Annotated in this window: 21 protein-coding genes; 6 read left to right on the top strand and 15 right to left on the bottom strand. The window is 34.5% G+C overall.

Features of this window, described 5'->3' with window-relative positions; genetic code table 11:
• The first annotated feature begins 92 nt into the window (after nt 1-92).
• From DFQ09_RS14175 to DFQ09_RS19120, 3 genes are all read left to right on the top strand, one after another.
• Nucleotides 93-794, top strand: coding sequence for a CoA transferase subunit A (locus DFQ09_RS14175; RefSeq protein WP_115811466.1), 702 nt, complete (start codon nt 93-95; stop codon nt 792-794).
• A 2-nt stretch (nt 795-796) separates the two neighbouring features.
• Nucleotides 797-1,450, top strand: a complete 654-nt coding sequence (locus DFQ09_RS14170; RefSeq protein ID WP_115811464.1) for a CoA transferase subunit B — start codon at nt 797-799, stop codon at nt 1,448-1,450.
• A 237-nt stretch (nt 1,451-1,687) separates the two neighbouring features.
• Entirely contained in the window at nt 1,688-1,813 is a 126-nt protein-coding gene (locus DFQ09_RS19120) for a hypothetical protein (RefSeq protein ID WP_257018517.1), read from the top strand.
• Here the strand turns inward: DFQ09_RS19120 and DFQ09_RS14165 are convergent.
• Entirely contained in the window at nt 1,808-3,499 is a 1,692-nt protein-coding gene (locus DFQ09_RS14165; RefSeq protein ID WP_115811462.1) for an ABC transporter ATP-binding protein, read from the bottom strand. The genes DFQ09_RS19120 and DFQ09_RS14165 overlap by 6 nt on opposite strands.
• A 165-nt stretch (nt 3,500-3,664) precedes the next feature.
• On the opposite strand from DFQ09_RS14165, the gene DFQ09_RS14160 reads away from it, so the two are divergent.
• On the top strand, nt 3,665-7,663 hold the full coding sequence (locus DFQ09_RS14160) for an immunoglobulin-like domain-containing protein (protein WP_115811460.1): 3,999 nt from the start codon (nt 3,665-3,667) through the stop codon (nt 7,661-7,663).
• A 56-nt stretch (nt 7,664-7,719) separates the two neighbouring features.
• Here DFQ09_RS14160 and DFQ09_RS14155 read toward each other — a convergent pair whose 3' ends face one another.
• The 4 genes from DFQ09_RS14155 to DFQ09_RS14140 all read right to left on the bottom strand — a co-directional run bounded on the left by DFQ09_RS14155 (nt 7,720) and on the right by DFQ09_RS14140 (nt 11,377).
• The gene (locus DFQ09_RS14155) at nt 7,720-8,433 is read right to left on the bottom strand and encodes a 3'-5' exonuclease (protein ID WP_115811458.1); all 714 of its coding nucleotides are present in this window, start codon (nt 8,431-8,433) and stop codon (nt 7,720-7,722) included.
• Nucleotides 8,434-8,495: 62 nt separating this feature from the next.
• Nucleotides 8,496-9,635, bottom strand: coding sequence for a serine hydrolase domain-containing protein (locus DFQ09_RS14150; protein WP_115811456.1), 1,140 nt, complete (start codon nt 9,633-9,635; stop codon nt 8,496-8,498).
• A gap of 126 nt (nt 9,636-9,761) precedes the next feature.
• Entirely contained in the window at nt 9,762-10,250 is a 489-nt protein-coding gene (locus tag DFQ09_RS14145) for a methylated-DNA--[protein]-cysteine S-methyltransferase (RefSeq protein WP_115811454.1), read from the bottom strand.
• 8 nt (nt 10,251-10,258) lie between these two features.
• On the bottom strand, nt 10,259-11,377 hold the full coding sequence (locus DFQ09_RS14140) for a CNNM domain-containing protein (RefSeq protein WP_115811452.1): 1,119 nt from the start codon (nt 11,375-11,377) through the stop codon (nt 10,259-10,261).
• Between the two features lie 136 nt (nt 11,378-11,513).
• Between DFQ09_RS14140 and DFQ09_RS14135 the strand changes: the two genes are divergently transcribed.
• On the top strand, nt 11,514-12,242 hold the full coding sequence (locus tag DFQ09_RS14135; RefSeq protein WP_115811450.1) for a GLPGLI family protein: 729 nt from the start codon (nt 11,514-11,516) through the stop codon (nt 12,240-12,242).
• Between the two features lie 37 nt (nt 12,243-12,279).
• On the opposite strand, the gene DFQ09_RS14130 is transcribed toward DFQ09_RS14135, so the two are convergent.
• From DFQ09_RS14130 to hemB, 5 genes are all read right to left on the bottom strand, one after another.
• Nucleotides 12,280-12,687: an Lrp/AsnC family transcriptional regulator gene (locus DFQ09_RS14130; RefSeq protein WP_115811448.1), complete on the bottom strand. Its 408-nt coding sequence runs from the start codon at nt 12,685-12,687 to the stop codon at nt 12,280-12,282.
• A gap of 216 nt (nt 12,688-12,903) precedes the next feature.
• Nucleotides 12,904-13,770 (bottom strand): hypothetical protein, encoded by an 867-nt coding sequence (locus DFQ09_RS14125; protein ID WP_115811446.1) that lies wholly within the window; start codon nt 13,768-13,770, stop codon nt 12,904-12,906.
• A 20-nt stretch (nt 13,771-13,790) separates the two neighbouring features.
• A complete protein-coding gene (locus tag DFQ09_RS14120; RefSeq protein WP_115811444.1) occupies nt 13,791-14,486 on the bottom strand; it encodes an Ig-like domain-containing protein in 696 nt (231 codons plus the stop codon).
• A 129-nt stretch (nt 14,487-14,615) separates the two neighbouring features.
• The gene (locus DFQ09_RS14115; RefSeq protein WP_115811442.1) at nt 14,616-15,509 is read right to left on the bottom strand and encodes a hypothetical protein; all 894 of its coding nucleotides are present in this window, start codon (nt 15,507-15,509) and stop codon (nt 14,616-14,618) included.
• Between the two features lie 111 nt (nt 15,510-15,620).
• Nucleotides 15,621-16,613: a porphobilinogen synthase gene (hemB, locus tag DFQ09_RS14110; RefSeq protein ID WP_115811440.1), complete on the bottom strand. Its 993-nt coding sequence runs from the start codon at nt 16,611-16,613 to the stop codon at nt 15,621-15,623.
• A 111-nt stretch (nt 16,614-16,724) separates the two neighbouring features.
• Between hemB and DFQ09_RS14105 the strand changes: the two genes are divergently transcribed.
• The gene (locus tag DFQ09_RS14105; RefSeq protein WP_115811438.1) at nt 16,725-19,361 is read left to right on the top strand and encodes a DEAD/DEAH box helicase family protein; all 2,637 of its coding nucleotides are present in this window, start codon (nt 16,725-16,727) and stop codon (nt 19,359-19,361) included.
• Between the two features lie 189 nt (nt 19,362-19,550).
• On the opposite strand, the gene DFQ09_RS14100 is transcribed toward DFQ09_RS14105, so the two are convergent.
• From DFQ09_RS14100 to hemE, 5 genes are all read right to left on the bottom strand, one after another.
• Entirely contained in the window at nt 19,551-19,937 is a 387-nt protein-coding gene (locus tag DFQ09_RS14100) for a YchJ family protein (protein ID WP_115811436.1), read from the bottom strand.
• 76 nt (nt 19,938-20,013) lie between these two features.
• Nucleotides 20,014-20,916: an oxygen-dependent coproporphyrinogen oxidase gene (hemF, locus tag DFQ09_RS14095; RefSeq protein WP_115811690.1), complete on the bottom strand. Its 903-nt coding sequence runs from the start codon at nt 20,914-20,916 to the stop codon at nt 20,014-20,016.
• Between the two features lie 643 nt (nt 20,917-21,559).
• A complete protein-coding gene (locus tag DFQ09_RS14090; RefSeq protein WP_115811434.1) occupies nt 21,560-22,123 on the bottom strand; it encodes a GNAT family N-acetyltransferase in 564 nt (187 codons plus the stop codon).
• Complete coding sequence (locus DFQ09_RS14085) at nt 22,123-22,893, bottom strand: EI24 domain-containing protein (RefSeq protein ID WP_115811432.1); 771 nt, start codon at nt 22,891-22,893, stop codon at nt 22,123-22,125. The genes DFQ09_RS14090 and DFQ09_RS14085 overlap by 1 nt, the downstream gene beginning before the upstream one ends.
• A 73-nt stretch (nt 22,894-22,966) precedes the next feature.
• Entirely contained in the window at nt 22,967-23,995 is a 1,029-nt protein-coding gene (hemE, locus tag DFQ09_RS14080; protein ID WP_115811430.1) for a uroporphyrinogen decarboxylase, read from the bottom strand.
• Between the last annotated feature and the right edge of the window lie 203 nt (nt 23,996-24,198).

Below are 24,198 nucleotides of genomic sequence, written 5' to 3'. Positions count from 1 at the left end.
TGACCCAGAATGGTCATACCCTTCTTTTATGACTATTAATTATAAATTTAGGACTTAGTTTTGTATTTTTCAAAAGCAAAATTTTTCTAACTATGATTAATAAAAAAGTGGACAATATTTCTGAAGCCCTAAAAGGAGTCAGTGATAATATGACCTTTATGTTCGGTGGTTTTGGCTTATCTGGTATTCCAGAAAATGCTATTGCCGACCTCGTAAAACGTAATATAAAAGGACTAACCTGTATTTCTAATAATGCAGGAGTCGATGATTTTGGTTTGGGTTTATTACTACATCAAAAGCAAATCAAAAAGATGGTCTCATCTTATGTTGGAGAGAACGATGAGTTTGAACGACAAATGCTTTCGGGCGAATTAGATGTTGAATTAATTCCTCAAGGTACATTAGCGGAACGTTGCAGAGCAGCGCAAGCAGGATTTCCTGCAATATATACACCTGCTGGTTACGGAACAGAAGTTGCAGAAGGTAAAGAAACTCGAGAATTTGATGGAAAAATGTATGTGTTAGAACATGCTTTTAAAGCCGATTTTGCCTTTGTAAAAGCCTGGAAGGGTGATGCTGCTGGTAATTTAATTTTTAAAGGAACAGCTCGTAATTTTAATCCGGTAATGTGTGGAGCAGCAAAAATAACAGTTGCTGAGGTTGAAGAGTTAGTGCCAGTCGGAGAGTTAGATCCTAATCAAATTCATATACCAGGCATATTTGTACAACGCATATTTCAAGGTGAGATGTACGAAAAGAGAATTGAGCAACTAACGGTAAGACAAAAAGCATAGTTATGTTAGATAAAAACGGAATAGCAAAACGAATTGCAAAGGAAGTACAAGATGGTTACTATGTTAATTTAGGTATTGGTATACCAACATTGGTAGCCAATTATGTAAGAGATGATATCGAAGTCGAATTTCAGAGTGAAAATGGTGTTTTAGGAATGGGACCATTTCCTTTTGAAGGAGAAGAAGATGCAGATATCATTAATGCAGGAAAACAAACCATAACAACCTTACCAGGGGCTTCATTTTTTGATTCAGCAATGAGTTTTGCTATGATTAGAGGACAACATGTTGATTTAACGATACTTGGTGCCATGGAAGTGTCAGAAAATGGTGATATAGCCAATTGGAAAATTCCAGGTAAAATGGTTAAAGGTATGGGAGGTGCTATGGACTTAGTGGCGAGTGCAGAGAATATAATTGTAGCTATGATGCATACTAACCGAGCTGGTGAGTCTAAGTTGCTTAAAAACTGCTCATTACCATTAACAGGAGTAGGCTGTGTAAAGAAAATAGTAACAAACATGGCGGTTATAGAAGTAACATCAAAAGGGTTTAAACTTTTAGAACGCGCACCGGGAGTCTCTGTAGATGACATCAAAAATGCAACAGAGGGAGCGCTAATTATTGAAGGAGATATCCCTGAAATGAAATTGTAGATAATGTCATTATAAAAAATTAAAGCCGCTAATTATAGCGGTTTTTTTGTGAGTAAATTCCTCATATCATATGTTAAATGTTAAAAATAAATGTATTTCATCGATTTATAGTGTATTTAGACAGATAAAACAAAAATATGTTTCATATTGCAGTCCCCAAATAGACCTATTATTAACCTGATTTAACATAAACCGAGATTTACCTTTTTGCCCCAAATCTACCATAAATTCCTGCTTATGAAAACTCAAACAAATTTACCAGAACCTATTTTAAATGAAGATTACCAATTTTCAGCATTAGAAAACACTTTGGAGTTAGTCTCAAATGTTTTAAAATTAGCAAAAAGAGTATTCATGCTATAATCCTTTTGGGATAGCATGAATAAGTTTTTTTGTGTAAGCTTGCTTCGGAGCGCTGTAAATTAGATCTGCATCTCCAATTTCTTCAATTTTACCTTGATTCATTACTAATAACTGATCTGCCATATATTTTACAACGGCCAAGTCGTGCGAAATAAATATATAGGTAAACCCAAATTGGGACTTTAAATCATTCAATAAATTTAAAACTTGTGCTTGTACAGAAATGTCTAAAGCCGAAACTGATTCGTCACAAACTATAAGTTGCGGTTCTAAAGCAATTGTCCTTGCAATACCCACACGTTGACGTTGCCCTCCAGAAAATTCATGAGGATAACGGTCAAAAGCAGAGGCGTCTAGACCTACTTTTTCTAAAATATCAATTACTTTTTCTTTCCGTGCTTTATTAGAGGTTCCGATGTTGTGAACCGTCATAGGTTCTAAAATGGCATTACCAACAGTTAAACGCGGATTTAAAGAAGCGAAAGGATCCTGAAATATAATCTGAATATCTTTTCGTAACGTTCTCATGTCCGAACGACTTAAATTAGTAATATCCTTTCCTCTGTATAAAATGCGCCCAGCTGTGGCTTTGTCTAGCTGTAAAATAGCATTACCTAGAGTCGATTTACCACAACCAGATTCACCTACCAAACCTATAGTTTCACCAGGATACACTTTAAAGCTTACACCATCAACAGCATTAAATGAGAGGTCTTTAGAGAACCATCCTGTTTTTGAGAAATATGTTTTTTCAACATCTATAACTTCTAATAAAGGCTTCTGTGCATATAGTTTTTCGTGATTTTCTGCTCTTTCTAAATCTGAAACAATCGCTGTACTCACCTTATCAGTCATAAAATCTGAAATTGTTGGTAATTGTTTTAATCTAAATTCAGTTGAAGGGCGTGCTCCGATTAATGCTTTCGTATAATTATGTTCCGGATGATTAAAAATGGTATCTGTAGTGCCTTGTTCTACAATTTCTCCTCTATACATTACGAGGACACGATCTGCGAGTTCGGAAACCAAGGATAAGTCGTGCGAAATAAACAGTACACTCATTTTTGTTTCGGTCTGAATGGTCTTCAATAACTCTAAAATCTCTTTTTGAACCGTAACATCCAAAGCTGTAGTTGGCTCATCCGCAATTAATAGTTGTGGTTTGCAGGCAATGGCCATGGCAATCATGACGCGTTGTTTTTGCCCCCCTGAAATTTCATGAGGATAAGCTTTGTAGATCCTTTCTGGATTAGGAAGCTTTACTTTTTCAAATAGATTTAAAACTTCAGTTTTGATTTCTGAAGTTGATAATTTAAAATGTTGTTTTAAGATTTCTTCAACCTGTCTACCACATCGCATCGACGGATTTAAAGAACTCATAGGTTCTTGAAAAATCATCGCAATGTCTTTTCCTCTTTTAGCTTGAAATTCTTTTTCAGATAAACCAACGAGGTTTCCATTTTTAAATAAGATAGAACCAGAAGTGATTTTAGAAATTTGTTTTGGTAATAAGCCCATTAAAGCTAATGATGAAATAGATTTTCCGGAACCAGATTCACCAACAGCAGCTACAATTTCATTTGGATTAATATGAAAGGAAATATTCTTAATAATTTCTTTCTCAATATTATCCTTAAAAAAGGAAATTTCTAATCCATCAACTTCTATTAATTTCTCGTTTGCCATATGTAAATGTAGTTATTTTCTTCAATAGTACTGTGGTAAAACCGTAACCTAAAAAAAGCAGCTATATTTCAACGAAAACGTTTTCGTTAAATTGTGATTTTAACAAAATTTTAATACTTTCAAGAAAATTAACAAATAAATAATCATAAATAATCCCTATTTAGTATGAAAAAAAGGTATTTTAATGGTGTTTGTGTAATCGTATTAATGCTGTCTGTTCTATCAGCATATGCACAAACCGATTCTCAAAAAGAACAGATCACAAGTCGCTATGATAAACAAGCGATTAAAGAATTAAGCGAAAATTTTAGTAAGCTAGCTAGTGCCGAAAAGGATTTTGCTACACAAATGGCATTAGTTAATGGTTGGCCACTTATAATTAAAACTGAAGTTTCTTATATGGAACTTCAAAAAATCTCTTCAGAAGGAAAACCTATTTATTACAGCACATTTAATGTCGCTGCAGCAAAGTCTACAAGAGCGAATCATTTAAATTCTGGAGGTTCATTAGGTTTAAGTCTTGATGGTCAAAATATGATAGCCCATGTTTGGGATGGTGGTTTGGCAAGAACAACACACCAGGAATATGATGGGCCAGGAGGTAATAATCGATTTTCAATTGGAGATGGAACATCCGCGTTACATTATCATTCAGCACATGTTACCGGAACTATTATCGCATCTGGTGTTGTAGCAAATTCAAAAGGAATGGCGCCACAGGCCTATGCTGTCGGTTACGATTGGAATAATGATACGTCTGAGGCCTCTACAGCTGCAGCAAACGGTATGTTAATTTCTAATCATTCTTATGGTTATGCCGCTAGAAATTCAGCAGGACAAGCTCAATTGCCTAGTTATTATTTTGGAGGTTATATTACGGATTCTAGAGATTGGGATGAGATTATGTTTAATGCGCCAAATTATTTAATGGTTGTTGCAGCAGGAAACGATGGAAGCGATAATTCTGCAAATTCCTCGCCTCTCGCTGGAAATTCTTCGTATGATAAATTATCAGGACATGCGACAGCAAAAAACGGAATGGTTGTAGCAAATGCAAATGATGCTAATATTGATGCTAACGGAAATCTAGTAAGTGTAACAATAAATAGCAGTAGTAGTGAAGGACCTACCGATGATTATAGAATTAAACCAGATATTACTGGTAATGGTACTTCGGTATATTCTACTTACGAGTCTAGTAATACAGCATATAATAGTATAACGGGGACGTCTATGGCATCGCCAAATGTTGCAGGTTCTTTATTATTACTACAACAACATGCTAACAATGTAAACGGGAGTTATATGCGAGCAGCTACTCTAAAGGGCTTGGCGCTTCATACTGCAGATGATGCTGGTACTAGCGGACCAGATGCTGTCTTTGGTTGGGGTTTAATGAACACCAAGCGTGCTGCTGAAGCAATTACAAACAATGGAAATGCATCTAAAATTGAAGAGTTAACACTATCTAATGGACAGTCTTATCAAATTACTGTAGACTCTGACGGCATAAATGATTTATATGCTTCAGTTTCTTGGACGGATAGAGCAGGAACAGCGTCTACAGCTGTAAATTCTACTGCATCTAATTTAGTTAATGATTTAGATATTAGAGTGACTAAAGGAGGTACAAGTTATACTCCTTGGAGATTAACAGGAGTTACAACAAATGGACAAGGAGACAATACTAAGGATCCTTACGAACGTGTAGATGTAGCAAATGCTTCAGGAACGTATACGATTACAATTACGCATAAAGGCTCATTAACAGGTGGAAGTCAAAATTATTCATTAATTGTTACGGGCTTATCTGGAACGCCAATAGTTTGTAGTGCAACGACACCAACAGGTTTATCTATTGATGGATTTGGTTCTTCTACAGCTACGATATCTTGGGATGCTGTAACTGGTGCGACTTATGATTTGAGATACCGTCAAGTCGGAACATCAACATGGACAACATCTGCAGTTTCAGGAACATCAACATCTTTGTCTGGTTTATCTCCAGAAACGTCTTATGAAGTGCAAGTAAGAAGTCAATGTGCAGATAGTTCAACATCGAGTTATACAAGTTCTGTGAATTTTACGACAACCGAAGTGCAATTAAACTATTGTACATCAACAAGTAGTAATGTTAACGATGAGTACATTAGTAGAGTGCAATTAGGGACTATTAATAATTCCTCTGGCGCACAATTTTATTCGGATTTTACAAATATGTCAACCAATTTAACTCAAGGTCAAAGTTATACGGTAAGTGTAACTCCAACTTGGACAGGAACTCAATATAATGAGGGTTATTCAGTATGGATTGATTATAACCATGATGGTGATTTCTCAGATTCGGGAGAACAAGTTTTATCACAAGCAGCAACACAAACGTCACCTGTTAGCGCAAGCTTTACAATACCTGTAGGAACCTATTCTGGAGCTACAAGAATGCGTGTTGCTATGAGTTATGATGCGATTCCTACAGCGTGTCAATCATTTACTTATGGTGAAGTTGAAGATTACACCGTTAACATAATTGCAGGCACTACAGATACAACAGCGCCAGTTATTACGCTAAACGGAGCAGTAACAATTAACTTAGAAGTTGGAGGTACTTATACTGAGTTAGGGGCAACTGCAACTGATAATGTTGATGGCAACTTAACGTCGAGTATCGTCATCACAGGAACGGTAAATACCAATTCCGCGGGAACTTATACCAAATATTATAATGTAAGTGATGCAGCAGGAAATACAGCAATCCAACGTACAAGGTCGATTGTGGTATCACAGCCTGCAGACACCACTGCGCCAGTAATTACCTTAACAGGAGCATCAACAATTAATTTAGAGGTTGGAGACACTTATAATGAGTTAGGGGCAACTGCAACAGATAATAGTGATGGTAATTTAACATCGAGTATCGTAATCACAGGAACGGTTAATACCAATTCAGTAGGAACCTATATTAAATATTACAATGTAAGTGATGCCGCTGGAAACTCAGCAACACAACGCACAAGGTCTATTGTGGTAGCGCAACCTTCTACTGGTGATTGTTCAGGTGGTATTTCTACGTTTCCATATTCTGAAAGTTTTGAAAACACCTTAGGATCTTGGTCTCAAAGTTCTAGCGATGATTTTAATTGGACAAATAGAAGTGGAAGTACACCATCTAGTAATACAGGTCCTTCAAGTGCAGATGCTGGTTCTTACTATTTATTTATGGAATCGTCTTCACCTAATTATTCAACAAAAAGAGCGATTCTAAATTCTCCTTGTTTTGATTTAGGAAGCGCATCACAAGCGACTTTTACTTTTAAATATCATATGTATGGGACTTCTTCAATGGGAAGTTTAGCTTTAGAAGTGAGTGATGACAATGGATCATCTTGGACAAGTATTTGGAGTGAGTCTGGTAATCAGGGAAATTCATGGTTAACAGGTAGTGTGAATTTAGCTGCTTATGTTGGTAGTTCAATTCAATTACGTTTTAATGGAATTACAGGAACAACTTGGCAAGGTGATATGGCTATTGATGCTGTTAATCTTACTACAGGTGGAGGTTCAAGTTCATGCTCTGATGTGTCACTTTCAATTACATTTGATAATTATCCTGAAGAAACGGCTTGGAGTATAAGAGATGCATCTGGCAGTACAGTGGCTTCTGGAGGAACTTATGGTTCTCAGGCAGATGGTTCTACTTTAACTGTTGATGTAGGCTGTTTAGAAGATGGTTGCTACGATTTTATAATTACTGATGTTTATGGAGATGGTATTTGCTGTTCTTATGGGAATGGTTCTTATTCTCTAACAAATTCAGATTCGGGAGTAATTTTAGTATCTGGTTCATCATTTACAAGCTCTCAAACTACTAATTTCTGTTTAGGTAACGTGGGGGGGAATTCAACCTTAGATACTAATCCTGGTACAATCTCAGATAATCCAAACCAATATTTTAAAGTATATCCAAATCCTGTTAAGCAGACGCTTAATATTGATTTAGTTGGTTTTGAAGCACAAACGTTTCAAATTACAAATATGTTAGGACAGACGGTAGCAAAAGGACGTTACACCTCTGCGATTGATGTCTCTAAATTTGATAGTGGTGTTTATATGTTACAAGTAAACATTGGTGAGAAAACTAAAGTAAAGCGATTTATTAAGGAATAAGATCTTAATGAATTAGTTGAAAATGAAAAGTCCAGATTTTAAATCTGGACTTTTTTTTAGATATGTTTTATTTCATTGTCTTCAAGTAATTCGTCTCCTCGTAATCTTAAGAATATTTGAGCTACGGCAATCGTATCTTTTTCACAATAGACAACAATTCTGTCAATCTCTTTTTCTTTGTAATAGACGCGGTAAACTTCACTGCCATCAATATCATCTTTAGGTGAAGGAATACCTAAAACGTTAGTCAATAATTTTAAAGAGGTGTATGTTTTGTAATCACCAAATTTCCATAACTCTAAAGTATCAAGATGTGGTACTTCCCATGGCTTTTTGCCGAAGAGATTTAGTTTGTGTGGTAATTCTATATTGTGGATAATCATACGTCTAGCGATATATGGAAAGTCGAATTCCTTACCGTTATGGGCACAAAGTAAATGCTTATTAGAACTGAAATGTGAAATCAGTAAATTTTTAAAATCCTTTAAAATCTTGATTTCATCTCCATAAAACGACGTAACTCTAAAGGTTCTCGATTCACCTTCTATATTAAAATACCCAACGGAAATGCATACAATTTTTCCAAACTCAGCCCAAATGCCTGCTCTGTCGTAAAATTCTTCGGCTGTAAATTCTTCTTTGCGTTGATAGCGCGATTTAGCATCCCAAAGATCTTGTTTTGTTTTGTCTAAATCAGTGAAGTTTTCCGTTTCAGGAACAGTTTCTATGTCTAAGAATAGAATGTGTTCTAAGTTGAGTTTTGAAATCATAGGTATCAATTTTTAAACCTCAAAAGTTTAAAAAGCCTTAGAGATTTTAATTCTAAATAAGTCTATTTCTTCATCATCGCATAAGCTTCATCAATATAAACATAAAAATCCGAAGGGAAAAAATTAACTTTCTCAGGACTTCTATGATGTCCAAGTCTGATAATGATGACGTTATCTTCGGGAATTGTAATTACATATTGCCCTAAAATACCGATCATTGCAAAGGTGTGTTTATTGTTATAATCACTTACCCAAAAGCCATAACCATAAGGCTGACCTTTAAATCTAGATTGGGTTGACCTGGCTACAAAAGTAGAATCTAGTACTTGTTTGCCATTCCATTTTCCATGGTCTTTGTAGAGCTTACCAAAGCGCGCAAAATCGCGAGCATTACTAGAGATACAGCAAAAGGCTTTTGCTAATTTATTGTCGCCATCATCTAATTGCCATAACGCATCGTTTTCTGCTCCTAAAGGTTGCCAAAAACTTTCAGAAAGATAGGTTGCTAGTTGTTTTCCGGTGGCTTCTTTGATGACCATACCGAGTAGTTGTGTACTGCCACTTAAGTATTCAAATTCTTTACCAGGTGTTTTTACGACTTTCTGATTTAAAATTGTTTCAGCTAAATCATCATCATAATTCGCTCTTGCCGTAATAGAGAATGGACTTGTATAAGATTCTACCCAATCTAAGCCAGAAGACATAGACGATAAGTCGCCAACTGTTGTTTTTGTACCTTTAAATTGCGGGTAGAAATCACTAATGGGTTGATCTAAATTCTTTATATAGCCATCCATAATCGCCTTACCAAGTAAAGCTGAGGTGATACTTTTAGCCATTGAAAACGAATTGGTTTTAGAATCTTTACTGTAATCTTCAGCATAATTTTCATAGAAAATACTATCATTTTTTATAATCAAATACGCAATTGTACCATACTGATCATTAATTGCTTTTAACGCGTCTGTAGCATTTACGGAATTGTATTCTTTGTGCAATGGCCAATCATCCGTTGTTGTTCCTTTTTTAATCGTATCATTTTCAAAATAAGGGTAATCGTCAATAAAGGCTGTAGAATGGCCTGTGAAATAAACAACTCGGACACCTTTTAAGATGTAATCATAATCAAAAATATAAGCAGCAATAACTAATGCGACAATAATTCCGAGAAGCCATTTTAGTAGTTTTTTGATGAATTTCATGTGTTTATACGTATTGGTTTTTAATTGTCATAGGCTGTTCGCTAAATATGACTTGTTTATCTGAGACGTTTGCGAAACGCTCGTTTTGTAGGAGCAATTTAAAAATTAAATATAGTAAAATTCTGACTAAAAAAGTGACTGTTGTTTGTACTCGCTTTCATGATTAAGTAACCATTGTTTTCTGTATAACCCACCAGCATAACCTGTGAGGCTTCCATCACTGCCAATCACTCGGTGGCAAGGTATAATAATCCAAAGCGGATTTTTCCCATTGGCACTTGCAGCAGCTCTTATGGCTTTTACATCACCTAGTTGTTTGGATAGTTGTAAATAGGATATGGATTTACCAAAAGGAATAGTTTCCAATTGCTTCCATACCTTTTTCTGAAAATCAGTGCCTTCAGGATGTAGTTTTAAGTCGAAATTTTTTCTAGTAGTGTTGAAGTATTCTTTAAGCTGAATGACACAATCTAGTAAAGATTCATGAATAGGATTTGATAATTCTTCTTGTGTATCTACAATTGAAACCGAGGAAATACCATCTTCATTACCACTAATTTTTGCATGTCCAAGTGGAGTTTCAATATAGCAGGTTTGTAGAGGTAACTGTTCCAATAGAAAGTTTAGTTTTCTGGATTATCATTCTCAATGATACCCAAACGTTTTGCTCTAGATTCCCAGCTTCGTCTTGCCAAAAGTTGTAAGTCAGATACATTATCGCTTTCATCCATAATTTCTAATCCAAGCAGTGTTTCAATAACATCCTCCATCGTTACTAATCCACTTACGGTACCGTATTCATCTACGACCAAAGCCAAATGATTTCTGCTTTCTACGAGTTGCTCAAATAAGGTAGGAATTGGCAAACTACGATTCACAATAATAATGCTTCGTTTAATATCGGATAATAATTTTGAACCATTACCTAGTGCCATTTCTTTAAAAACTTCAGCCTTTAAAACTAAACCTGTAATATTATCAGATTCATCAGTATAAACAGGAACTCTAGAAAATCGAATATTAGAATTGGCTTTAAAAAACGTTTCAATTGTCATACTCTCGTTTTCAGTTTTCATAACTGTACGCGGAGTCATAATATCCTTTGCTTGTACTTCTTTAAAATTCAATAAGTTTTTAATGACTTTACTTTCGTTTTCTTCAAATACACCTTCTTCATGTGCAATATCTGCCATGGCGGCAAAACTTTCTCGGCTTAAAATACTACCATGACCTTTACCTCCGATTAGTTTTGTGGTTAATTGAAGCACCCATAAAATACCGGTCCATTTTAGTGGAAATATTAAAATATTTAAAGCTTTTGCTGTAAAATTAGATAATTGCCTCCAATAGGTGGCTCCAATGGTTTTAGGTATAATTTCTGAAGCAACTAATATTAGAATCGTCATAACCGTAGACACAACAGCAACCATGATATCTTCTGTAAACTCAAAACCTAAAATAGAGCGTTTAGTAGTACCATAAATTTCTACATAAGCGACTTTTGCCTGTACACCAACTAAGATGGCACCAACAGTATGTGCAATAGTATTTAATGTTAGAATAGCAATTAGTGGACGATCGACATCTTTTTTTAGTTCTTCCAATTCAAGCGCATAAGCTTTACCTTCTTTCTTTTTAATATTAAGAAATGTTGGAGTTAAGCTTAAAAGTACAGCCTCTAAAATAGAACATAAGAATGAAAAAAAGATGGATATGACAGCGTAAAAAATGAGTAAGCCCATTAATGTTTTGAAGTTTTTAGATGTACAAAGTTACGAAATGAATACTAATTTATGGTGCGCTATTTTTTTAGTTATTACTAAGTTATAGTTAATAATCAAAAAGAACAAGTTAAGAAAAATTTGTAAATTTAAAGTTATGAGAAATACAATTTTAATAGTCGTTTTACTAGGGTCATATGGCTTATCTGCGCAACTGAAAGGAAAAATAACTTATCGTCTCGAAATTATTAAGGACAGTATAGAGCAACCTTTTGAAAATAAGGAAAACACAGATGCTCAGAATGAAGTATTTGCATTGATGCACGAATCGCAACCCGTTGAAGGTTATTTGATATTTAATGATAGTATTGCAATTTATAATGTAGAGCCTAAAATTGATATTCCTGGATGGAATAATGGTAGTGATGGACTTATAATTACACCAAGTAATGTTAATCTTTCATGGATGATGGCTGGAGGAAGTACAACCTATTACAATGATTGGAGTCGCGATTATAGTATCACTCAAAATGCGATAATGGGTCCTGCCAAAAGAGTCATACAAAAACCAAAAGAATGGACCATTACGGAAGAATCTAAAGTTATAGATGGCTATACGTGCTATGCGGCAACCATAGATAAGCGCAGCGATAAGAAAGTGAAGGCGTGGTTTACTCCAGAAATTCCTGTAAAGCATGGTCCAAGAGGTTTTAACGGTTTACCCGGTTTAATTATGGAAATTGAAGATGTTATAAACTTATGGACAATTGTTGAAATGGATTTTGATAATCCTGAAGCTGAGGATATCATAGAGCCTATAGAGGGAGAACTCATAACTCAAGAAGAGTATGTAACGTTTAGTGGCAATCCTTTTGGGGATAACTAAATCATTAGAGGAGGAAGTCATCAATATTTAGATGGTACTAACTTTCTAGAATGAGACTCGTATTGGGAACTCCATATTGGGAGATGCGTTCTAATAGCGTTACTAATTCTTTGTTGCTTTTAAAATAAGCCAGAATACACAAGCTGTCTTCACCTGTAATGCGATCGCAACGTTGTACTTCGTCTAAATATCTAATTTGATTGTAGGCGGTTCTTATTGTACTAGATTGATGAATTTTCAGATTGATATAAGCCTTAACATTGACTCCGAGTTTTTCATGATTAAGGCGAAGTGAATAGCCTAAAATAAATCCTTTCTCTTCCAATTGTTTTACGCGTTTACCAACGGCTGGAGCAGATAAATCTACAGATTTTCCGATCGTAGCAAAAGATTCACGTGCATTGGTATTTAGCATTTTTATGATTCTCTCGTCAATGTCGTCCATTTTTAATTTCGAAATTAATTTGTTTGTTATTCGATTGATTCGAAATTAAATATAGGGAAATTAATTTGATTAGTAATCAAAAATGAAGGTTTGATAAGAGGGTTTATAGTGTTTTTTTTAAAAATAGCATCTATTACTAGCTTTATGTATTCAAAATAATTACGACATTTTGGGCGTAATTAAAAGGGATACTCTAATGTGATTTTGACGTATTTTCTATTTGATATCTAAAAATACTCCTGCACTAATTGATGGATTAGCGGCAATAATTTTTCCACTTAAAAGTGAACTATAATTTAATGAGACTCCTAATTTTTTAGTTATATAATAAGAGGCTTCTCCTCCGATACCTACATATTCAATATTATTAGCAAATATACTGCCCTGAGAATTCTGTGCATTTAGACTTCCGTTATGCAGCGATTGAATGGTGTTTAATCGTCCTATTAACCAAAATTTATTTTTAATTAGCTGTGTTCCAAACTCTATTCCTGTTGTAATTTGATCTGAAAAATCATTCGTTCTATTGTTAAAACCAAAATACGCTTTACCATAAAATGACTGATTATAAATGTTGAATGATTTACCTAAATTTAGCTGTACAAGTTGATTGAATTCTCCATCACCTGTCTGAAAACTTCCATCGGAACCTCCTTCACTTTTACCTGTTGGAAGTCCTAATGTAAATGTTGCAGATAAGGCCCAAGAATTTTTATTAAAAATACCATAGCTTATTCCTAAATCGATATCTCCAATAGAATTAACGGCTTCTCCTTCTGTAAGAACGTCTCCTGTTGTACCAGAAACAACATCGTTTTGAGTGGTTCTTGCGAAAAACGGAACATAGGCGATTAAATCCCATTTTTTGGTCAGTCCGTATTGACCATAAAAATTGAAGTTAAAATTTGTTCGGGTAGCGTTAGGATCTTTATCGCCTGTATCTGTATAGTGTTGGTCAGACTCTAAATACCAAGCAGAGACTTTGTAATAGCCTTTCCCTTTATCTTTTGTCCATTGTGCAAAAGAAAGTTGAAAACTGAATAAAATGATTGCTAGTGTTGCGACTAATTTTTTTATGGTCATTGTAATGGTCTAAAGATGAATTAATCTAATATTTCGCCAGTTCCTACTTTTACGCCAAAAGGTTGACACCAATAAAGTAAATAGGCATAATCATTAATAGCTGTATCGGGAATAGTATAAGTATGTGCGCCATTAAAGACACTAACAGGTCCTAGGCTATAAGCACCGGAAATGGAATTCGGATTATTGGTTAGGTATAAATAAAGTCCAGGTAAGCTTGTCGTTGCTTGGTAGTCGCTATTTACTGAGAGTAGTAAACTATTTGAGTTTTCTTGTTCTTGAAGCGTAAATGTACCTGTGAGTAAATAACTGCTCGTTGTAATTATGGTTCCAGATTTTACAACAGGTTCTGTGATGACAACTGTCCCGTCTTCAGTAATAGTGATTGAGAAATTTTCTTCTAAAAAAATGTCATCATCCTGAATGCTTGCAGATATAGTTGAACTGCCTTCAGATATTGCGGTCAATAATCCTGAAGAATTAATAGTAGCAATCGTTTCGTTAGAACTACTCCATGTTACTGTGGTTGCTTCTTCAATACCAATATTATTAAAATACGCTGTGTTAAATTGATAGGTTTCTAAAGCGGGTAATGAACTTATTGGATTGAGAATTCTTAACTCGGGTTCTATAAAATCAGTAATAACATCTTCTCCGATACAACTCGTTTGTAAAATGAATATTGAAACAAACCAAAACGCGTACTTTCTAATCATAGATAATAGATTTATAGAGTAGTTGTCTTTAAAATTCTATAAGCCTTACAAGTAGTGTTAAAAAAAACACGCTTATATTTAATATAAGCGTGTTTTCTAGTGAGTGGGTATTATTTGTTTTAACAATAATTAATCTACTTCTATAAATTTTTTTTGTTCAGTTAAGTGCACAAATCCTCCATTTTTATATTCAAATTCACCTGTATAAGCATATACTGAATCAATCTGACAGCAATAATAAAAATCTGTGGCATAGCCATATGAGAGTTTTTTAGAGCTGTTGTTGAAAGTTAGATATTGCGCTGTTTCAATAAAATGTTCTTGAGACAAGGAAAGTTTTCCGCTTGGATTATAAATACTGTCATTTTGAATCTCGTTGTATTTTGGGTAATTATAATCGAATCGGTGATAATTTATTTTATTGCTTTCAAGTGATATTAGAGTCGCCGATGTTGTTGTTTCGGAATAAACAGCTGCTGGTCTACCAAAGCTCTTTTCCTTTATTAGATATTTTCCATCTGGCATTAGATAAATGTTTTCAACATCTTTAAAATTTAAGTCATTTATGATTTGTCCATTTGCGAATACAATTTCTGAAACCCAATAAGGATTACAGTATGCACCACAAGATTCTCCACGTCCAACAACTATTTTAAACAGGTTATCTGGCGAGGTATAAATTCTACCTACAGTGATGCCCTTATCTCCATCAGAATAATCGGACAATAATTTTTTGATTTTTAAATTTGAAAAGTCAGCATTTATGGTATCTAATGTTGAAAAGGCTGATTTTCTCCAAAAACGAAGCAAATCTAAAGAGTCTTTATAAGATGTTTTAAAGTTTGAATGAATTTCATCAATAGGATAGTCCGCAAATTTATTATTTCTACTGTTTAAAGAATCTTCATTGGAGTGAATTTTAAAAACGGATGATTCTTCAATTTTTGATTTATTTTCATCTTTGCAACTAAAACATAAAGCCAAAATTATATATGCTAATGGTATTTTCCAATTCTTGTTCATGGCTTATTTTACTTTAGCAGCTTTTACAAGTGTAGTAAGCGATACCTGTGTATTTACGTATAACAGTTCTTTAGTTGATATTCAAAATGATTCGCTTTAAACTTAATTTATTTATCCATTTATAAGCTTTACCACATCCTTAGCAAAATAACTAGCAATAATATCAGCACCAGCACGCTTAATAGCAGTTACTTGTTCCATCATCACGGCATCATGATCTAACCATCCTTTTTCGGCTGCAGCTTTTAACATCGCGTATTCACCAGAAACTTGGTAAACTGCCACAGGCACATTAAAGTTGTTTTTAATATCGCGAACAATATCCAAGTAACAAAGACCTGGTTTTATCATCACAATATCAGCTCCTTCATTAATATCCATTTCCGTTTCTTTAATAGCTTCGTCTCTATTAGCAAAATCCATTTGATAGGTTTTTTTGTCCTTAGGAACATCTACCAAATCCACAGGAGCAGAATCCAAGGCGTCTCTAAAAGGACCATAAAATGCAGAGGCATATTTAGCAGAATAACTCATAATACCAACATCAATAAGATTAGATTGATCTAAAGCCTCTCTAATACCGATGATTCTACCATCCATCATATCACTTGGTGCCACAAAATCAGCACCAGCTTCAGCGTGAGAAATGCTCATTTCGGCTAAAGCTTCGACGGTTGCGTCGTTTATTATTTTTCCACCTTCAACAATACCATCGTGTCCGTAAGATGAATAGGGGTCTAAAGCCACATCGGTCATCACTAACATGCCTGGACAAACATCTTTTACGGTTTTAATAGCGCGTTGCATTAAGCCGTCAGGATTCCATGCTTCGGTTCCTTTGTTATCTTTTAAAATATCATCTACTTTAACAAATAGTAAAACTGATTTTAAACCTAAACTCCACAATAATTTCACTTCTTCTTTTAGTAAATCTAAACTGAAACGATAGTAGTTTGGCATCGATGCAATTTCTTCTTTTACACCTTTGCCTTCAACAACAAAAAGTGGTACTAAAAAGTCATTTGGTGTAATGTAAGTTTCTCTAACTAAACTTCTAATGGCTTCGTTGGTTCTTAATCTGCGGTTTCTTCTAATTGGGAACATGATTATATCTTTTGAGACCTGTCAGGTTTTAGAAACCTGACAGGTTTTTATTTATGAGTATAATGGTTACTTTTATCACTTACAAAGTTAATCAATAATACCCATTTTTAAGTGCTCAAATCCTTAGATGATTTAGAATTTATTTTTCCATGGAGAAGCTATCAAGCTGAACTTTTAAAGCATTTTAATAGTCATATTGCAGACAATCATTTTCATGTTATTGCACCTCCAGGTTCTGGGAAAACCATCTTAGGATTAGAAATCGTTAGAAAATTAGGAAAGAAAACATTAGTTCTTGCTCCAACATTGACTATAAGAAATCAGTGGGAAGACCGCTTACAATCCTTTTTTACTGAAAATCGCGATTTTAAAGCCTATTCATTCGATATTAAATCTCCAAGCGATGTTACGTTTTCTACCTATCAATCGCTTCATGCTTTTTATAAAACCTTTGAAGATAAAACCGACTATTACCAATTCTTCAAAAGCCATAATATTGAAACTTTAGTTTTAGACGAAGCCCATCATTTAAAAAATGCGTGGTGGAATTGCTTAATGGATTTAAAACGGAATTCTGAGTTTTATATCGTGGCACTTACAGCAACACCACCTTACGATAGCAGTAGAGCAGAGGTGTCTAAATATTTTACACTTTGTGGTGAGGTTGATGATGAAATTGCGGTGCCTGATTTGGTTCGTGAAGGAGATTTAAGTCCGCATCAAGATTTTGTGTATTTCTCAAAACCCGAAGATTTAGAGATTAATTTTATCGTCGATTACAGACGGAATATTGCTGATTTTAAAGATGAATTATTAAAGGATGAGGTGTTCATTAACTTTCTAATTGAACATCGGTTTTATAAAAATCCGAATTGGCATTTGGATGAACTCTATTCAAATACCGAATATTTTTCTGCGATTCTCATCTTTTTGTATGCCTGTGGCTTTGAAATTGATCATCAAAAACTAGAAGTTTTAGGGTTTGAAAAACAAGAAATGATTCAGTTTCCTGAGCTCGATTTGCATTGGCTTGGTATTTTGTTTCAGAATATATTAGTTTCAGACAGAGAACAATTAATTGAGCAAGAAAAGTACATTTCAACTTTAGAAAAACAACTAAGACGACTTCATGTTTTTGAACGAAATTCAGTCGATTTTATTGGCGAACAGCGACTCTATAAATCACTCTCAAACAGTCCTAGTAAATTAAAAAGCATCGTAAGTATTGTTACGGCAGAACGCGAAAGTCTTAATGCCGATTTAAGATGCGTGATTCTAACGGATTATATCCGAAAGGAATTTTTGAATATTAATAACGAAGAAATAGAAGACATCGATAAAATTGGTGTGCTTCCTATTTTTCAATATATAAGACATTTTTGCGATAAGCCTGAAGAATTGGCTGTGCTTTCGGGTAGTATCGTTATTATTCATCAATCGATTTTAAATGCTTTTGAAGCGATTGCTACATTGGGTGATTTTTCATTTTCACCATTACAAATTGATGCGTCGTTTTTGTTGGTTACAGCGAAAGGCAAACCGAAAAATTCCATTGTAAGTATTATTACTCAACTTTTTGAAGCAGGAAATATTAGAGTTTTAGTTGGTACAAAATCCTTGTTAGGTGAAGGTTGGGACGCACCATCTATTAATAGTTTAATTCTGGCCTCTTTTATCGGTTCGTTTGTGTCCTCTAATCAAATGCGAGGAAGAGCGATTCGGAAAGATGCAAATGCACCCAACAAAACCGGAAACATTTGGCATTTGGCTTGCGTGGATCCAACCAATTTAGATGGCGGAAAGGAAGTCGATACTTTAAAGCGCCGTTTTGAAGCTTTTGTAGGCGTTACTAACAGTACCATTCCATTTATTTCTAATGGTTTTGAACGCTTAAATATTCCAGATGAAATTTCGGTAGAATCTATTGAAGCTTTAAATGATGCCACATTAAATCGCGCCACAAAGCGTGTTTTAATTACGGAAAAATGGGACAATGCCATCGGAAAAGGCACAAAACTAACCAAAGAAGTCAAGATTTTACATTCAGGAAAACGACCTTTTAAAGCTCAAAAACAGATTTATTATTTTGATGCGCTTCGCTTTTTTGTAGTAGAACTATTATTTACCATGATGCTCTTTTATGTCGAGTTTATTTTACAAAGTTTCCATCTCATCTTACAACGCGGTGTTTTTTATTTTATATATGCGCTTTTAGCAGCCTTTGTTGGTGTATTTGGCTATAAACTTTGGAAAGCGGTAAAATTATATCTGCGTCATGGTTACCTCTATAAAAAGATTGGCAAAATGGGATTAGCAATTCTCGATACTTTGGATGAATTGGGGTATATCACTTCAGGTAGAACTAATATTAGTGTGAATTCTTATGTCTTAGGAAAAGGTGATGTGGTTTGCAATTTGATTGGTGCTAATGCGCTAGAAAATTCATTATTCGCCAAAGCCTTGAGCGAGCTTTTAGAACCTATAGAATCACCAAGATATTTAATTATAAAAACGAACCTTTTCAGAAAACGATTAGATGTAGAAAATTTTTATCCGGTTCCGGAATTATTTGGTGATAAAAAGGAAAATGCGGTAGTATTTCAAAAACATTGGAAACATTATTTAGGGAAAAGCAAATTGGTATTTACACGAAGCGTTGAAGGAAGAAAGCTGCTTTTAAAAGCACGATTGTTTCATGTGTATAATGCGTTTAAGGACGTCACCAAAGAGGTTATGGTTTGGAAGTGATGCTTTTTAAAGACCTAGCAGGTTTTAAAAACCTAGCAGGTCTAGTAGAGTTTTCAACCTTTATTACCGACTAACAAGGCCAAATTGTACTTGTTCAACAATCAAATGGTATAGCATAGTTTGATAATTTTAGACCTGCAAAGTTTTAGAAACCTGCTAGGTGAGGTTTGATTCATCCTTTTTAATTCTTTATTTACTCAAACCCAAATAAAACCATTGTCCATTTTCTTTAACGAAAGCCGATTTTTCGTGAATGACATCCACTTTTCCATTTTCAAAAAAATAAGCATTAAAGTTTACGGTACCTTCAGTATCGTTTTCAGAACCTTTGGTTGTTTCCAAAACTTCTAATCGAATCCATTGTACTGATTTTGCCCATTTTACAATCGCTTTTTTCTCTTTTGTTGGTCGTGTTGAGCCGTGGTGCGTTGCCATTAAATAATCACCATTTGCTAAAACAAAGGCAGAATATCTAGAACGCATGAGTTGTTCGGCTGTAGTTGTTTTTCCGTTGTTTAAGTGGAAAACTTCGCAGCATTCTTGATAGGTTTTATGGTTTCCGCAGTGGCAGTTCATAGTTAACTTTGTTTTCTTGATTATTTTAGACCTGCTAGGTTTTTAAAACCTGCAAGGTCTGACGTGGTGCCAACTGTTAAACCCAATCCACAGGATTTTGTAAAACATTAATCAATTTTTCTTCTTCACTTCCGGCTTCTGGTTGGTGGTCGTATACCCATTGCACATGTGGTGGTAAACTCATTAGAATACTTTCTATGCGTCCATTGGTTTTTAATCCAAATAAAGTGCCTTTGTCATGGACTAAATTAAATTCCACATAACGTCCTCTTCTAATTTCTTGCCAGTCGCGTTGAGGTTTGGTGTATTCTAATGTTTTTCGTTTTTCAACAATTGGTACATAAGCTTCTAAGAAACTATCGCCAACTTCGGTTACAAAATCGTACCAGTTTTGCATACTCATCTCGTCTGTAGCTTTGCAATAATCAAAGAATAAACCGCCAATACCACGACCTTCATTTCTATGAGCATTGTAAAAGTAGTCATCGCAACGCGACTTATATTTTGGGTAAAATTCTGGGTTGTGTTTGTCGCAAGCTGTTTTGCAGGTTTGATGAAAGTGTTTGGCATCGTCTTCAAATAAATAGTATGGCGTTAAATCTTGTCCACCACCAAACCATTGGTCTACAATATTTCCTTCTTTATCATACATTTCGAAGTATCTCCAGTTGGCATGAACTGTTGGCACCATTGGATTTGTAGGATGCAAGACTAAACTTAGACCACAAGCAAAAAAATCGGCATCCTCTACACCAAAGTATTTTTGCATACTGTCGGGTAATTTTCCGTGAACACCAGATATGTTTACACCACCTTTTTCGAAAACGTTTCCATTTTCTATAACGCGTGTTCTTCCTCCACCACCTTCTGGTCGGTCCCAATTATCTTCTTGGAATTTGGCTTTGCCGTCGACTTCTTCAAGTTTAGAGGTGATAGTGTCTTGTAATTGGTGTATGTAATTGAAGAATTTGTCTTTCATTGGTGACCTAGCAGGTTTTTCAAACCTAGTAGGTCTAGAATTATCGTTTTCCATATTTAATTCTATAGAATTTTTTTTGGTATGTGTTATTATGAAATTTTCAGAGTCATCAAAAAGTCCAATTATATATGATTTTTTTTGACTAATTAGGGCATCATTTTCAGAAACGTACGATTTAAAAGATGAAAATTCATAAGTTTTAAAATCGTTTACAATATTATGATTTTCGGGATTTTTATGAATATATAAAATGAGTTGTTTTAAATAATCTTCATTTTTTATCTGTTTTCTTTTAAAAGGTCGTTCTAATAAAGCACCTGTTCTATAATTCTGCTTGTTGTAAGCTTTGGTATAGGCATTAAATAAATTTGAAAATGCTTGATTAACTTCTTTGGTTTCTGAAGTTACCTCAATAGCAAAATGAAAATGATTATTAAGTAGGCAATAGGCTAGAATATTAACATTTGGGCTTAAATACTTTGCTACTAACTTTAAAAAATAATTCATATTATTTTCATCTTTAAAAATCACTTCGCTATTGATTCCTCGATTATAAATATGGTAGTAATTTTCTTCTTTTAGTAATTCCATCTTATTAGAAATTTAGTCTTGTTTTTAAGAGTTGAACTAGACCTGCTAGGTTTTAAAAACCTGCAAGGTCTTTGCGTGTGTTTTGTTTATATAATTCATACAACTCCATGTCCAAAGATTGTTCACCAATTGGTGTAAACTCATTAGCCAAAGTTTTTACCCATTTAAAACCATTTTTCAAAGCCACTTTTACGCTCGGTAAATTGTCTTTATGTGCAATAATTTGAAGTGTTTCTAGACCTAAATTACTAAATGCATGTTGTGATAGTTGATGGATAGCTTTAGACATTAAACCTTGCCCTTCAAAAGTATAACCAATGCAATAAGCGAATTCACCTTGTTTTATGGTCCAATCGAGTTCCTTGATGTAAATAAGTCCTGCGAGTTCTCTTGTATCGGAATGTTTTAACGTAAATAGAAACGTTTCTTTTTCTTCGAACTGCTTTATCATCTTCTCAACAAATAATTGAGATAGTGTTGGGTTTAAATTCTGCTCTAAAGTTTTTGGGAAATAACGATTTAGTCTATCTGCATTGGCAACACACAAATTACAAATTTTCCAGGCGTCTCCTTTGTGAATCGGATTGATTTCAAATGTATCGAATTTTGCAACCATTATACTCTGAGGCTATTTTGGTTTAGTGCTTTTTCCTGTTCTAAGAGCTTTACAGTATTCACAGAAGACGCTGTAACACTCAATGGTAAAACAAGAATAACACCGACAACCGGAATCAATAAAAAGAGCATAAAAACAATACCGTTTCCTATGGCAACTCCTTTGTGTCTTCCAACAAAATTAATGCTTTCTCTATATTTAAAATGACGTTCTAAAGTATAATCCATATTACCGAAACCAGCATAATAGGATTGGACTAAAAACAATAAGACAGATGAAGCGATATTACCAATTAACGGGATAAAATTTAAAAGCAAAATAGGAATTGTAACTAATAGTTCTTTGGCTAAATTCCGGATATTAATTCTTATACCACGCCACAGCTGGTCTTTAAACGATGTGTTTCTGTGATTGTGTTGTTCAATTCCTGTTAAATGCGCTTCAATTTTTTCTGAAACTGGACTCATAAATGGCGCAGATAATGCCATTATAATGTGTTTGTACAAAATTAAGCCAATGGCAATTACGATGATGCCTCCAATAAATGTTGAGATGGCAGTAAAGGTTTCTTTTCCCCAATCCCAAGGCCAAATACTGGCAATAAAACGACCGATATTATCTGATAATCCGTAAGCAGACAACCCAATCATTACAGCGGTTACAACGCTAATAAGTATAGGAATGGCGAAGTATTTCCAAAGTTTTAATTTTGAAATTAAAGCGAAGGATCCTGCATAAGCTTGGATCCCTTTTAATATGTTATTGATCATATTATTGTTTTTAGTTGACGACACTTAAAAGACGTTAAAAGGTGTTCTAAGTTACAATAATAGAGAATTAAAGTTATTTTGCTTTGTATTCCTTAACGGCATCGATAAATGCTTTGGCGTTTTCTAAAGGGATGTTTGGTAAAATACCATGTCCTAAATTAACGATGTATTTATCTTTCCCAAATTCGTTAATCATTTGAGTCACCATCTTCTTGATTTCAGCAGGTGGCGAAAATAAACGCGTTGGGTCAAAATTACCTTGCAAAGTGATATTTCCTCCTGTAAGGTAACGTGCATTTTTTGCAGAACAGGTCCAATCGATACCTAAAGCAGAAGCTCCTGATTTTGCCATAGAATCTAAAGCAAACCAACACCCTTTTCCAAAGGCGATAACTGGTGCATCATCTTTTAAAGCATCAATGATTTGTTGCATATATTGCCAAGAAAATTCTTGATAATCTACAGGAGATAACATGCCTCCCCAAGAATCAAAAACTTGTACGGCATTACAACCCGCTTTCACTTTTTCCTTTAAATAGGCGATGGTAGTATCTGTAATTTTCTGTAATAATTGGTGTGCAGCAATCGGATTTGTAAAACAAAACTCTTTAGCTTTATCAAAGTTTTTAGAACCTTGACCTTGCACGCAATAACAAAGAATAGTCCAAGGTGAACCAGCGAAACCGATTAACGGAATCTCGTCATTCAGTTTTTCTTTGGTGGCTTTTATAGCTTCGTAAACATAGTTTAAAGCCTCTTTTACATCTGGAACAATGACGTTATCGACATCTTTTTGAGAACGAATTGGATTTGGTAAGTAAGGCCCAAAATTAGGTTTCATCTGAACCTCAATATTCATCGCTTGAGGAATCACTAAAATATCTGAAAACAAAATAGCAGCATCCATACCATAACGACGTATTGGTTGAACCGTAATTTCACTTGCTAATTCTGGTGTTTGGCAACGTGTAAAGAAATCATATTTCGCTTTGATTTCCATAAACTCAGGTAAGTATCTACCTGCTTGGCGCATCATCCAAACTGGTGGGCGTTCTACAGTTTCTCCTTTTAATGCTCTTAAAAATAAATCGTTCTTTATCATGTTTCTGTTATTCCTGTAAAGACAGGAATCTATTTTTTAATTATTTTTTCAAAAAACACCCCTAAAGTCCCCTCAAGGGGACAATTTACAGATTTAAAATTGAGTAAACTGATAATATTATGTTCATTTTGAAAATAAGATTTTTATCATAAACCTCTAAAGTTTCATAGAACAATTGTCCCCTTGAGGGGACTTTAGGGGTG

Source organism: Winogradskyella pacifica (genome assembly GCF_003386275.1).
GTDB classification, from domain to species: Bacteria; Bacteroidota; Bacteroidia; order Flavobacteriales; family Flavobacteriaceae; genus Winogradskyella; species Winogradskyella pacifica.
The sequence above is the reverse complement of the archived record's forward strand: the minus strand, read 5'-3'. Positions and strand labels throughout refer to the sequence as shown.